18 protein-coding genes are annotated in these 11,452 nt (G+C 34.2%); 7 read left to right on the forward strand and 11 right to left on the reverse strand.

Annotated features, from left to right (window positions below; all coding sequences use genetic code 11):
• Nucleotides 1-65 precede the first annotated feature (65 nt).
• A complete protein-coding gene (locus tag AOG55_RS06970; RefSeq protein ID WP_156318796.1) occupies nt 66-632 on the reverse strand; it encodes a hypothetical protein in 567 nt (188 codons plus the stop codon).
• A 70-nt stretch (nt 633-702) separates the two neighbouring features.
• Complete coding sequence (locus AOG55_RS06975) at nt 703-996, reverse strand: winged helix-turn-helix domain-containing protein (protein ID WP_048102500.1); 294 nt, start codon at nt 994-996, stop codon at nt 703-705.
• Between the two features lie 152 nt (nt 997-1,148).
• Between AOG55_RS06975 and AOG55_RS06980 the strand changes: the two genes are divergently transcribed.
• A complete protein-coding gene (locus AOG55_RS06980; RefSeq protein WP_048102499.1) occupies nt 1,149-1,388 on the forward strand; it encodes a nucleotide-binding protein in 240 nt (79 codons plus the stop codon).
• Nucleotides 1,389-1,417: 29 nt separating this feature from the next.
• Here the strand turns inward: AOG55_RS06980 and AOG55_RS06985 are convergent, their stop codons facing one another.
• Complete coding sequence (locus AOG55_RS06985) at nt 1,418-1,825, reverse strand: HIT family protein (RefSeq protein ID WP_048102497.1); 408 nt, start codon at nt 1,823-1,825, stop codon at nt 1,418-1,420.
• Between the two features lie 30 nt (nt 1,826-1,855).
• Nucleotides 1,856-2,359: a hypothetical protein gene (locus AOG55_RS06990; RefSeq protein WP_048102496.1), complete on the reverse strand. Its 504-nt coding sequence runs from the start codon at nt 2,357-2,359 to the stop codon at nt 1,856-1,858.
• Between the two features lie 78 nt (nt 2,360-2,437).
• Between AOG55_RS06990 and AOG55_RS06995 the strand changes: the two genes are divergently transcribed.
• From AOG55_RS06995 to AOG55_RS07005, 3 genes are read left to right on the forward strand one after another with little or no spacing between them, the layout of a single operon-like run.
• Nucleotides 2,438-2,989 carry a hypothetical protein gene (locus AOG55_RS06995; protein ID WP_048102494.1) on the forward strand — a complete coding sequence of 184 codons (552 nt, stop codon included), beginning with the start codon at nt 2,438-2,440 and terminating at the stop codon, nt 2,987-2,989.
• A 19-nt stretch (nt 2,990-3,008) separates the two neighbouring features.
• Nucleotides 3,009-3,257: a hypothetical protein gene (locus AOG55_RS07000; protein WP_048102493.1), complete on the forward strand. Its 249-nt coding sequence runs from the start codon at nt 3,009-3,011 to the stop codon at nt 3,255-3,257.
• Nucleotides 3,254-3,496 carry a hypothetical protein gene (locus AOG55_RS07005; RefSeq protein ID WP_048102492.1) on the forward strand — a complete coding sequence of 81 codons (243 nt, stop codon included), beginning with the start codon at nt 3,254-3,256 and terminating at the stop codon, nt 3,494-3,496. The genes AOG55_RS07000 and AOG55_RS07005 overlap by 4 nt, the downstream gene beginning before the upstream one ends.
• Here AOG55_RS07005 and amrS read toward each other — a convergent pair.
• From amrS to AOG55_RS07020, 3 genes are all read right to left on the reverse strand, one after another.
• On the reverse strand, nt 3,482-4,507 hold the full coding sequence (gene amrS, locus AOG55_RS07010) for an AmmeMemoRadiSam system radical SAM enzyme (protein WP_048102490.1): 1,026 nt from the start codon (nt 4,505-4,507) through the stop codon (nt 3,482-3,484). The two genes, AOG55_RS07005 and amrS, sit on opposite strands and share 15 nt — an antisense overlap.
• Before the next feature lie 33 nt (nt 4,508-4,540).
• Complete coding sequence (locus AOG55_RS07015) at nt 4,541-5,356, reverse strand: MEMO1 family protein (RefSeq protein ID WP_084779424.1); 816 nt, start codon at nt 5,354-5,356, stop codon at nt 4,541-4,543.
• 80 nt (nt 5,357-5,436) lie between these two features.
• Entirely contained in the window at nt 5,437-6,069 is a 633-nt protein-coding gene (locus tag AOG55_RS07020; RefSeq protein WP_048102488.1) for a helix-turn-helix domain-containing protein, read from the reverse strand.
• 245 nt (nt 6,070-6,314) lie between these two features.
• Between AOG55_RS07020 and pdxT the strand changes: the two genes are divergently transcribed.
• The gene (gene pdxT / locus AOG55_RS07025) at nt 6,315-6,896 is read left to right on the forward strand and encodes a pyridoxal 5'-phosphate synthase glutaminase subunit PdxT (protein ID WP_055041082.1); all 582 of its coding nucleotides are present in this window, start codon (nt 6,315-6,317) and stop codon (nt 6,894-6,896) included.
• Nucleotides 6,897-6,910: 14 nt separating this feature from the next.
• On the opposite strand, the gene ribH is transcribed toward pdxT, so the two are convergent.
• The 4 genes from ribH to AOG55_RS07045 are packed head-to-tail and all read right to left on the reverse strand — an operon-like array spanning nt 6,911 to nt 9,540.
• Nucleotides 6,911-7,330, reverse strand: coding sequence for a 6,7-dimethyl-8-ribityllumazine synthase (gene ribH, locus AOG55_RS07030; RefSeq protein WP_048102486.1), 420 nt, complete (start codon nt 7,328-7,330; stop codon nt 6,911-6,913).
• A 9-nt stretch (nt 7,331-7,339) separates the two neighbouring features.
• The gene (gene ribC / locus AOG55_RS07035) at nt 7,340-7,828 is read right to left on the reverse strand and encodes a riboflavin synthase (protein ID WP_048102485.1); all 489 of its coding nucleotides are present in this window, start codon (nt 7,826-7,828) and stop codon (nt 7,340-7,342) included.
• A complete protein-coding gene (gene ribB / locus AOG55_RS07040; RefSeq protein ID WP_055041083.1) occupies nt 7,825-8,496 on the reverse strand; it encodes a 3,4-dihydroxy-2-butanone-4-phosphate synthase in 672 nt (223 codons plus the stop codon). The genes ribC and ribB overlap by 4 nt, the downstream gene beginning before the upstream one ends.
• Nucleotides 8,497-8,535: 39 nt before the next feature.
• A complete protein-coding gene (locus tag AOG55_RS07045) occupies nt 8,536-9,540 on the reverse strand; it encodes an amidohydrolase family protein (protein WP_055041084.1) in 1,005 nt (334 codons plus the stop codon).
• Between the two features lie 111 nt (nt 9,541-9,651).
• Between AOG55_RS07045 and AOG55_RS07050 the strand changes: the two genes are divergently transcribed.
• Both AOG55_RS07050 and AOG55_RS07055 read left to right on the forward strand, forming a co-directional pair.
• Nucleotides 9,652-10,221, forward strand: coding sequence for a RibD family protein (locus AOG55_RS07050; RefSeq protein ID WP_054964068.1), 570 nt, complete (start codon nt 9,652-9,654; stop codon nt 10,219-10,221).
• Nucleotides 10,222-10,226: 5 nt separating this feature from the next.
• Nucleotides 10,227-11,452: adenosylhomocysteinase (locus AOG55_RS07055; RefSeq protein ID WP_055041085.1), on the forward strand; the 1,226-nt coding region annotated here is incomplete at its 3' end.

Below are 11,452 nucleotides of genomic sequence, written 5' to 3' on the forward strand. Positions count from 1 at the left end.
TTCCGATTTTGTTCACCATAAATTATATTATTCTTATAAAATAAAAAAATAGATAATAAAATTTTTCATTCAATTTCTTTTAATCCACCCTTTCCTATTATTTTAAACGTTTCGCTTATTATTTCAAAGTGGGGTGTTGTTGAATGCGGGCTCATGTTTTCATATTCCAGCGAGTATGTTGTATTTATGTAGAATGGCACACCTGTGTTGTTTAATAATACAAACTGCAGGAAATTGGAGGTTACATTTACATAATTTCCATGCACGGTAATTACCGGATTATTTGTAGTATTGGTTGACGCATAGAACCAAACTGCACTCCACATTCCAAAGAATTTGCCCCATGTTGTGTTAATGCTTGAATATCCATGGTATACACCATTTAATGGGCCTCCAATCCAGTATAATGTTGCATTGCTTGCATACTGCTTCATTATTAATGACTGGTTTTCAATTGCTATCTGATTCCAGTGGTTCATTGCCATGCTATCAACCTCTGTTGTTGATAAATTCTTAATCTCCTTGTTATCATGTGCTATTGTTGCACCATCCGTGTACATTACGGCTATCAAAACGCCTGCAAAAATCACGGTTAGGACTATAAATATTACACCAATTACCTTCCAGTTCATGGTTATCATTAAATTTATAAAATATCTATATATACCTTTATTTCAAAGTTATATGCAAATTATATGCCAATTATTTATAATTTTTAATTATTTCCTCTATTATATCAAAATGTTTATCATAGTAATCTGATAAAAAATAAACAGAGCCATAGCCATTTCCCATCCTTTTTATTATGTTATTATTAAGCAAAACCTTTACATGGTGCTCTGCAGTTCTATAATTTACATTAAGGTCCTCGCTTAATTTATAGAGGTTCTCTGGATTTTTCCTCAAAATTTTTATGATTTCTATTCTTTTTTCGCCACCCCTTGTGGCTATTAGAAGCCACCAGAGGATTTTTCGGTATTCATCAGAAAAATCCATTGGCTTATTATTAAAATTTTCATATTAAATTTATCTCTAAGTATTGGATTAACACTTTATATTTTGCAACTAAAATTTTTTATATTTTTCCTTATGAGTATCTTTAATGCAATGCGAACAAAAATTTAAATAATAATATAAAATTAATTAATATGTCATCAAAAAGCTGTCCTAATTGTAAGGTTGATATGGATGAGATAGGGAATATGAATTTTAGGGTTGGTGGATTTACAGGTATAGGGGGAATGTTTCTCGGTGGCTGGAATGACCTTGCAGAGACCACTCAGACCTTTACACTTTACCGGTGCCCCCAGTGTGGCAGAATTGATTTTTATGAGCCGCAGCCAGATCAATTTGGCAATCAAAAGGAGAAAAAGCACCACTTCCTTTGATCAGCAAATATAATTTTTTAAAAATAAATTTAGGGATTTTTTAAGGCATTTTTTATTTCGATTTTAATTATATTCATATAATAATTATATTCATCATCATTTTGATATTTCTGCCTGGGCCACATAAATCCACGGAGGCCATCACCACGATTTCTAGGTATAATATGAATATGGAACCTATCAACACTCTGGCTCACAATATTGTTGTTTATAATTAAAATGCCATCGCATTTAATTGCATTTTTTACCGCTGTTGATATAAGCTTTACATTTTTGGATATTATCGAGAGAACATCTGGTGGAATTTCAAAGATATTTTTATAAAAATTTAATGGCACGAGAAGCACGTGGCCCTTAAAAACAGGCCTTATATCGAGAAATGCAAATGAATATTCGTCTTTAAATAATATTTTATCATTATCAACAGAAAAATCCATGATATATTATTATATTTAAAAAGAAAAATATTACTGTTTGTTTATTATTTTTATCCCATTTTTTATTTTCGATTCTAATATATTAATAATATTTTTTGCGCTTTCGCCATCAAGGCCGGCATGCCTATTAATATTCTCGTGCATTAAAAGGAATTTGTATGAATTATCACATGTGATATTTATATAACCAAGATTCTGATCATCACCTGAATAAAATTCCACAGATTTTATATTATTATAATCTATATGCATATCATAATTATTACTAAGAGGTGCATTGCTGGCACCCGATATCAATTCATTAAGATTTTTCATGAAATTCTGGTAATTGTCCTCTGTTTCAGTTGGCAAAATCGCACCCGGATCATTTAAAGATTCTATAAATCTATCCTCAAGCTTAAACCTTAATTTCTCTGATACATACTTTCCAGAATAAATTCTCTGCAGGTATAAATTATCCAGAAAATGCATATTGTAAACTCCATTTTCAGAAATTGGAAGCAGCCATGCATTTTTTATTATATTATCATCCATTGATGATTATTATTTTAATCTATAAAATTTTTGAGAATTAAAACTAAAGATTTAATAAATACATAAAAATATATTATTGTGGCATTAAACATTAATAAGGAATATTACACAAGGATATTTCCTGAAAATATACCGGAGGAATTAAAAAGCATTGACCACTGGGTTAACTGGAGGATTATAGAAATAAAGGGGAAGATCACAAAGCCGCCGATTAAGCCCGATGGGAAATTTGCATCGGTGGACGATAAAGGCACATGGTCTGATTTTGATACAGTTTTGGACAGTGCACGGAAAAACCATTTTGGCATTGGATTCGTATTAACGAATGATTACATCGGTCTTGACCTTGACCATGTCATAGATAATAAAAATATCATGGAATGGGCCCAGAATATATTAAAATGGGACACATATTTTGAAAAATCTCCAAGCGGTACGGGCATACGTGGGATAATTAAAGGCGATATTCCCAAATGGTTTGTTAACAGAAAATTTGAGGGTGAATCAAGATTTGAAATGTGGAAAAATCAGAGATATGTTACAATTACCGGTGATGTTATAAAAAACACCAGGATTAATTTTATTGACCTTGAGGAATCATTAAAGAATATAAAGTATAAATACACATAAAATAATTCATTGTGATAATATGGAAAATAAAAATACTGGCTTTGACCTTAAATCAGAGATTTATAACTTTTTAACAAAAAACAGAAATATGGAGTATACTGCAGATGAGATCCTTAAATCAATGAATATAAGCCTCGATGATTATTTCACATTGCACATAGACCTTGCAAGGCTTATCTGGGAGGGTAAAATAAAGTACAGGGATATAATAGATCAGAATGGTAAGATCAAAAGGTTTTATTCCATAGATGAGGGTCCACGGAAATGATATACATAATGATAAGGCATGAAATATCAAGATATCTTATAGCACCTTTATCCTGTGATTATATGTTCCATAAAATAGAATCCATGGACGATAATGAGGTAAGAATTGATTTTTTGATGGTTTATTACATAAGCCCGCAGTTTCTTGACGAATATATAAAGGACAGGCTCAAATCAAAAAAGCACATAATAGAATTAAATGTGCCATATGCTTATAAAAGCAAATTATCCTTTAATTAATTTTTTGTTTCTTAATAATTTTATTCCGGTTATGTATCCACAATTTTTGCACCTTCCATTTGAATCAAGGCCGGTTACCCGTGAATAAAAGCCCCTTCTTGATATGAGCAGGCTATGGCAAACCGGGCAGTATGTGTTCTCATAATTCACCTCATGTACATTGCCGAGGTAAACATATTTAAAGCCCATTGACACTGCCAGATCATGATGTGCAATTAATGTATTTAATGGCGTTTCTGGTATGTTTAACTTATAATCTGGATGGTACCTTAGAAAGCTTACAGGTATATAGGGCCCTGCAATGTTCATAATTTTTTCCAGCATTTTTCTTGCATCATCAAGGCTATCGCCAATATCAGGAATTATTAAATCGGTTATTTCTGTATGTATTCCATAATTAACCGCATTTTTTATTGTATTAAAAATTCCTTCGGCGGATGGAACCGAGATGTATTTATTATAAAAATATTTATTTCCATTGCCCTTAAAGTCAACAGTCATGGCATCCAGAAATTCCGATGCCATTTTCATCGATTCATCTGTTTCATAACCGTTTGTAACAAAAATGTTGATTAATCCATGCCTTCTGGCAATTAATCCTATGTCCCTGGCATACTCCATAAATATGGTGGGCTCATTGTATGTGTATGCTATGCCATCAGTGTTATATTCCATGGCAAGGTTAACAACATCCTCCGGTGTGTAATAAACGCCATCAGCCTTTCTTCTCTGGCTCATATCGTAATTCTGGCAGTAAAGGCAGCCGAAATTGCATCCTGTTGTGCCAAATGATAGTATATCCGCACCTGGATACATGTGCAGCACCGGTTTTTTCTCTATCGGATCAATGTTAAAGCTGTATGGCATATTATACACACTTAAATTCAGATGACCATTAACATTTGTCCTGACACCGCAGTAGCCTGTCTGTCCATCTGATAATCTGCAGTACCTTAGGCAGGCTGTGCACATGATTTTATCATCAATATTTTTGTAAAGTGAAACTTCCATACATTTATAATATTGCTAATTTAATATATAATGTTATTCAATATATGATAAAAATGCACCGTAGCCCACCACACGCCTTTTATCCCCGAATGCATCGCCGGAGTTGCTGTGGTGCAAAATCCTTATTTTTCCTCCCATGCGTTTTGTTATATACATAAGTACTGCAATTGCACCAAAACCGCATGCTGTTATATCATATTGATTTATATCATCATAATACCTTGTCAGATTCAATTTTAATATGTCATTTATAATAATATCATCATTTCTGTTATTTTCGTCATAACTTAGGTAATGATTTAAATCGGAACTGATTATAACCGGCGGTATTCTGTTTAATGAATATATGGTTTCTGCAATGCTCTTTGCTGTATGCATGCTCTGGTCTCCAAGTATAATAGGTGCGAATTCAAAATTATTGTTAAATATGTACTGAAGAAATGGGATCTGAACCTCGATTGAGTGCTCTATATCATGTGCCTCCCTATCCTCCTGTATAATTCCTGATTTTTTAATTAATACTTTTGATAGATCTGAATCCACCTTTGCATCACCCAGTGGTGTTTCCCAGAAACCATCGGGATATATTGACGGGTGCCTCGGATATCCGTAATGGTTTGGGCCAATAATAATAAAATCATGCTTTTCAATACCCCTGAGGATATTATAGGCATATGCCGCTGTTGATCCAGAGTAAATATAACCGGCATGGGGCACTATTATACCTATAATTTTTTTAAATTTTATTTGCGGAAAATCCTGGGACATGTACAAATCAAGCATTTTTAAAAGTTCATTCCTATCATCTGGATAAAATGCGCCTGCAACGTATGGCCTTCTGGCATTCATGATAAAGTATTACTATGGCTTATATTAACGTTTATATATGAAAAACAAATGTTTACAGCATTATATAAAAAAATATACTATTAGTATGTTTGCTTGGAAAAGTTATTTTTTAATACCTTTTTTACAGAATCCCTTAAAATAAGATCCAGTGTTGTTGGTGGAATATGTAATATAACTGAAAGCTCCTCAAGCCCAATCCTTTTGGGTGTATCAAAATAACCGAGCTCATATGCCTCATGGAGTATGTATTCAGATTTTGGATCCTGCTTTTTGATCTTATTTATCTTTCTGGATACATTTTTAACATTATATTTTGTTTTTAATGCATCGGATATATAATTTAAATCAGATAATGCATCAAGTTCTATATTCCATTCTATAATGCCGTTTGAATCTATTTTTTCCACCAAAGGTTTCTTATCTGTATCTAATTTTTTTAATATTGTTAGGAGTGGGCACGAATTTGTTGTGACCTTTACAACAACAGAATGTTCATTCTGGGATATTATATCATAATCTGATATATTCATATGATCCTTAAGGTATGGAATAACAAGTTTTAATTTATCTTCATTTGTTGAATATACAAAAATTGTTTCCTGTAAGAGATCATCACTGTAATATTTTTTGAGAAGCTTTACATCAACATTCAATTCCTGAACAAGGCGGGCCGCAAAGCAGCTTTCATATTCAAATTTATAGGTTATATCCATAGTCAACAGTTAATATTATGCTTTCAGCATTATTAAATTTTTTCAAATTAATGCAAAAGTTAATTTACCAGTTTATCGGATTTTAATATAAATAACCATATATAGAAATTTCTCAATTTTAATTTAAATTTTGTGTATTCTTTCATGTAAATAATATATATGGTTTGTATAATAATCCTGAAATCTTTCATTCATAAATTTTTAAAAATCTAATAAATTTTATATTTGTATGGAATTATCATGGCATGAATATAGGTATATTAAATATTCAGGGCGATGTTCAGGAACATTTTGACATGATAAAATCGCTTAAAAGAAAATATAATGTATCACCTGTTAAGGTGAATTCTGTTAATGACCTTGAAAATATTGATGGTTTAATCATACCCGGTGGCGAGAGCACTGTAATTTATAAATTCCTTATTAAAAATAATTTATACGATAAAATTAAATCAATGGCATTAAATAATGATCTTGCAGTTATGGGAACATGCGCGGGGGCAATTATATTATCTAAAGATACAGGAGATGATCGCGTAACAGGTATGGGACTTCTTGATATAACCATTAAAAGAAATGCATACGGCAGGCAGGTTGATTCATTTATTAAGGAGGTTCAAATAAATGGAATGGGCGCATTTAATGCAGTATTTATAAGGGCACCTGAAATAGAGGTTCCAGGAAATGTAAATATATTAGCTGAATTAAATAACAGGGCTGTATTTGTTACAGATAAAAACCTTGATATAATGGCACTTACTTTTCATCCAGAGTTAACTGGAGATCCGAGAATACATGAATATTTTATAAGTAAAATTAAAAAATAATTTAAAATTAATTTTTATTTTAGATCTCTTAATGATTTTATCATTTTAACACAGCTTTCAACGGCATCCTTTGCCATTTCTATTCTGGCCTCTGCCTGAAGCCTTGATTCTCCAGATCCGGATATGCCAAGTGCAACGGGCTTTTCAAATTCAAGGGATAAATCCGTGATTTTTCTTGCCGCATTGTCCATGATTACCCTGTGATGATCTGTTTCCCCCTTAATTACCGCACCCAGGGTTACAACCCCATCAACATCATCGAGTTTCAAAAGTTTTTTAATTGCAAGCGGCATGTCAAATGTGCCAGGAACCCTGAATACCCTTGAAACATTTACACCAAGAAATTCTGCATATTCTCTTGCCCGCTGGAGCATCATCATTGTTATATCATAATTAAATTCGGCAACAACTATTCCAATATTTATTTTATCCATTTAAATCACCTAGTGTCTGTGCCCTCCCATGGAACCACCGACCGGACCCTTATCAGGAAATCCCTGCCTGAGTCCCATGCCCGCATTTTCAATTAATTTTTCCCTATCAAATATAAGATAGTATGCATTTAATGCATGCTCCCTGGCCCTGGAATCGCAGAGCCATGCCAGCATATCATCGGAGTCCGCCTCATCCTCATGGACGAAAACCTCTATAATGTGCTTTTTTTCCTGCAGCTGTACCTCCATGAGGCCTGTGGATGCAATCTGTGCAGACATTTTATCAACAGGCATGGGCCCGGGCATTCCAAATGCCATTACTATATCACATTTATAGTCCTCAAAGAGTATTTTGCATGCAACCGGAAGGTCCTTTATGCCCGGAACAGTGTATCTCTCTATTGTAAAACCCGTGCCAGTTTTATATAGCTCATCAATGGCAGATGAGGCCATGTCATATCTGGCAAAATTTGTATCTGCAATTCCTATGGTCTTCAATGATTTTCACCCCAGTATTTTATAATTTCATCGCCTGTTATTATATCAAGTGAATTTTCGTCTGCATATTTTTTTGTTTCATCATATGTCATTGAATATCCAGAGTCAGAAAGCATTTCAACTATGGTTGCACTTGGTATTAGGCCGGCCTGCTCTACAAGGTATGTGCTTAGCTCTGTATGGCCCCTCCGATTTTTAAAATAACCATCGGTTGCTATCAGCAGGTGAATATGGCCCGGTGCCCTGAAGATTCTTGCAAAATCCTCTGGTTTTTCATTTTTTATATTGCCAATAAAATCTGCAATATGATTTACAGTTTTTGCCCTATCAATGTCCGGTATTCCGGTAAATGTATCCCTTGAATTCACTGTGATTGAAAATGTGCTGCTTTTATCATACTTCATATCATTGGTGTCTGTTAATGCATTTCCTATTGAAAGATTGCTGGAGTATAAATCCTCCAAAAGCGGAAGCCCAATTTTTCTGGCGTGGCATGATTTAATCGTTGTGCATATTAATCCGCCGCCGTTTTTTCTCATCATTCTTATTATCTGTGGTGTGACAAACTGTGATGCAACAACTATATCTGTTTCACCCTCACGATCGCTGGAATCGAATATTAAAACTGGCTTGCCTGATCTAAGGCTCTGCAACGCACTGGAAATCATAATCTGCTTATGGCATAATCATATTTAACTTTTTAGTAGTTACTTAATATTGGGTAATATTTCCGGTTTATAATAATGTGCCTTGGTAATTATATCGTATTCATTTAACAGCTCATTCTCAAAGAAAATGTACCTTTCTGGAATTTTAATATTATGATTATACAGAAATCTTCTTGGTGTTTCAACAGCCATTGATAATATTTTTTCAGGTTCAATATAATTGAAAAATCTCTGATATCTGTAAAGAAAATCCATTTCTGAAAACATATCCGGCTCTGTAACAAAAACATTATCGGTACCCAGCAATAAATCAATACCACGTGCCAAATATCTTGAGTAATCCGGCCTTTTTCCATAAAATATGTTTGACCTTGGCGTTATCACAATGGGTATTCTTAAATGTCCTATCATATCAAGGTCGCTGTCCGAGGCCTCAATGCCATGTACAAGAAAATCAGGTTTTAGCATTAATATTTTGTTTATATCCTCATTAACATTTTCACTGAAATGCATTGCAAAAATTTTTCCCGCATTGTGTGCTTTTTTTGAACATTCCATGGCAGTATTAAAGTCAATATCATTTAATGAACTCAGTGCTATGCCGTCTGCATTTTTTATAATGTCATCTATATTATCATTATTATATGGCCTTCCCAGTATTACAGGCCTTATATAATTTGCCACAGACCTTTTTATTAAATTTATGCCATGAATTCCCTGCTCACGGAAATCAACATATGCCACGGTGCCTGATCCCTCCATGAATAGATTTGTCATCGAGATATATTTTATAATTTCATCATCTGTTGCATTATCGAGAAGCCTGTGCTTGAGCCCGCCCGGACCAACTATTTCCGGTATGGTCCCCCTTGGTTCCTCCTTAATAAATGAATCACCAACATGGGTGTGAAAATTTACAGGTGCCGGTATCAGTGTGCCATATAATCCATTACTGGAAATACCCTCACGGAAGCGAAAATTTTCAAGGTCTAATGTTCCGGGTATTATCCTTCCATTATGGTAAATGTTGCCCGTAATAATCATTGTTCTGATAATTATTTTATATTATTTATTAATTTAGTATTTACTTAATAATAAGTTACTTAAAAAATAGTAATACCTCAAAATTGTTATAATATGAAACAATACCAGTGTATGAGACCGTACATTATAATTAATGTTGCCATGGCGCTTAATGGAAAAATATCATCTGCATCGGGAAGGTGCAAAATATCCAGTGACAATGACCTTCAAAGGGTTATGGATATACGAAGGAGGGTCGATGCTGTTCTTATCGGTGCAAACACTGTTATCAATGACAATCCAGAATTAAATAATTCCAGATGCAGAATAGTCCTTGACGGAAATCTCAAGCTTTCAGGGAATTATCATGTATTCGATGGCAGGATAAAAACAATCATTGTATCAAAATATAACAAAAAAATAGATAATGCATCAACATTATTTGTAAAAAACACCAGCATAGAATATATTTTGGATGAACTTTATAATTATGGTATTAAGAGCATCCTTGTGGAGGGTGGATCAAATGTTATTAACCAGTTCATTGACAAAAAACTGTTTGATGAATTTTATATTTATATAAATCCTGGAATGGTATTAAACGGCACCGATCTTTTTAATTTAAAAAAAAGGAAGATTATTTTTGAGATAATGTCCGTTGATATGGGAATACTTTTAAATGTCAAAGGCATACTAGACTGATGGCAATGGAAAATTCTGGATATCTTAGATTAAAGTGGGCACGCGATCATATGGGTGTTTCACAAAAAATAAGGGAGAGATTTTTAAAAGAAAAACCCCTGAAGGGAATTAAAATTGCGATGGCGCTTCACGTTGAGGCAAAAACTGGCATATTTGCATTATTATTAAAGGAGGGTGGTGCCGATGTCAGGCTTGCATCCTGCAATCCACTGAGTTCTGATGATTCTGTTGTTGAATCATTAAAGAATGATTATAATATGAAGGTTTTTGCAAGAAAGGGTGAAACAGAGAAAGAATACTATGAAAATATAGAGAAAACCATAGATGAGATTCCTGATATTATTATCGATGATGGCGGGGACCTTACCAACCTTGTGTCATCAAAACCCGAAATTGTTAAAAACCTTATGGGAGGAAATGAGGAAACAACCACCGGTGTTGTTAGGTTAAAGGCTATGGAGAGGGCTGGTGCATTAAAATTCCCAATGTTTGATGTAAATGATGCACAGATGAAGCACCTTTTTGATAACCGTTATGGCTCAGGCCAGAGCGCACTTGACGGCTTTATGAATGCAACAAATATATTAATTGCAGGTAAGCACGTAATAGTTGCAGGCTACGGCTGGGTTGGCAAGGGTGTTGCCATGAGGCTGAAGGGCATGGGTGCCGATGTTACAGTGACAGAGGTTGACCCGGTGAAGGCCATTGAGGCTGTAATGGATGGCTTTAACGTTGATACAATTAATCATGCAATAAGAAATGCTGATATTGCCTTTACGGCCACCGGTATGAAGAATGTAATATCATACGATGATATGCTTGCCGCCAAAAAGGGCATAATACTGGGCAATGTTGGGCATTTTAACAATGAAATAGCCGTTGATGACCTTAACAGGAGAAGCCTTGGAAAAACACAGGTAAGAAACATGGTCACCGAGTACAGGCTTGAAAATGGAAATACGGTAAATGTAATATCAGATGGCAGGTTGCTTAATCTGGCATCAGGGCAGGGTCATCCCGTGGAAATCATGGATTTAAGCTTTTCACTTCAGGCACTTACCGCAGAGTATATTGCCAAAAACCATGAAAAGCTTCAGAACAGGGTTTATCCTGTGCCGGAGGAGATTGACAGGCAGGTTGCGGAAATAGAATTGGATGTGCTTAATATAAAAATAGATAGGCTTACAGATGAACAGTTAAAATATATGGATAGCTATACAGAGGGCACTTA

It is taken from the genome of Acidiplasma cupricumulans (assembly GCF_001402935.1).
In the GTDB taxonomy this organism is placed as follows: Archaea; Thermoplasmatota; Thermoplasmata; order Thermoplasmatales; family Thermoplasmataceae; genus Acidiplasma; species Acidiplasma aeolicum.

Coding starts and splice junctions, on each gene's coding strand:
- AOG55_RS06970 (WP_156318796.1), bottom strand. CDS start 632: ATGAACTGGAAGGTAATTGGTGTAATATTTATAGTCCTAACCGTGATT.
- AOG55_RS06975 (WP_048102500.1), bottom strand. CDS start 996: ATGGATTTTTCTGATGAATACCGAAAAATCCTCTGGTGGCTTCTAATA.
- AOG55_RS06980 (WP_048102499.1), top strand. CDS start 1,149: ATGTCATCAAAAAGCTGTCCTAATTGTAAGGTTGATATGGATGAGATA.
- AOG55_RS06985 (WP_048102497.1), bottom strand. CDS start 1,825: ATGGATTTTTCTGTTGATAATGATAAAATATTATTTAAAGACGAATAT.
- AOG55_RS06990 (WP_048102496.1), bottom strand. CDS start 2,359: ATGGATGATAATATAATAAAAAATGCATGGCTGCTTCCAATTTCTGAA.
- AOG55_RS07000 (WP_048102493.1), top strand. CDS start 3,009: ATGGAAAATAAAAATACTGGCTTTGACCTTAAATCAGAGATTTATAAC.
- AOG55_RS07005 (WP_048102492.1), top strand. CDS start 3,254: ATGATATACATAATGATAAGGCATGAAATATCAAGATATCTTATAGCA.
- amrS (WP_048102490.1), bottom strand. CDS start 4,507: ATGGAAGTTTCACTTTACAAAAATATTGATGATAAAATCATGTGCACA.
- AOG55_RS07015 (WP_084779424.1), bottom strand. CDS start 5,356: ATGAATGCCAGAAGGCCATACGTTGCAGGCGCATTTTATCCAGATGAT.
- AOG55_RS07020 (WP_048102488.1), bottom strand. CDS start 6,069: ATGGATATAACCTATAAATTTGAATATGAAAGCTGCTTTGCGGCCCGC.
- pdxT (WP_055041082.1), top strand. CDS start 6,315: ATGAATATAGGTATATTAAATATTCAGGGCGATGTTCAGGAACATTTT.
- ribH (WP_048102486.1), bottom strand. CDS start 7,330: ATGGATAAAATAAATATTGGAATAGTTGTTGCCGAATTTAATTATGAT.
- ribB (WP_055041083.1), bottom strand. CDS start 8,496: ATGATTTCCAGTGCGTTGCAGAGCCTTAGATCAGGCAAGCCAGTTTTA.
- AOG55_RS07045 (WP_055041084.1), bottom strand. CDS start 9,540: ATGATTATTACGGGCAACATTTACCATAATGGAAGGATAATACCCGGA.
- AOG55_RS07050 (WP_054964068.1), top strand. CDS start 9,652: ATGAGACCGTACATTATAATTAATGTTGCCATGGCGCTTAATGGAAAA.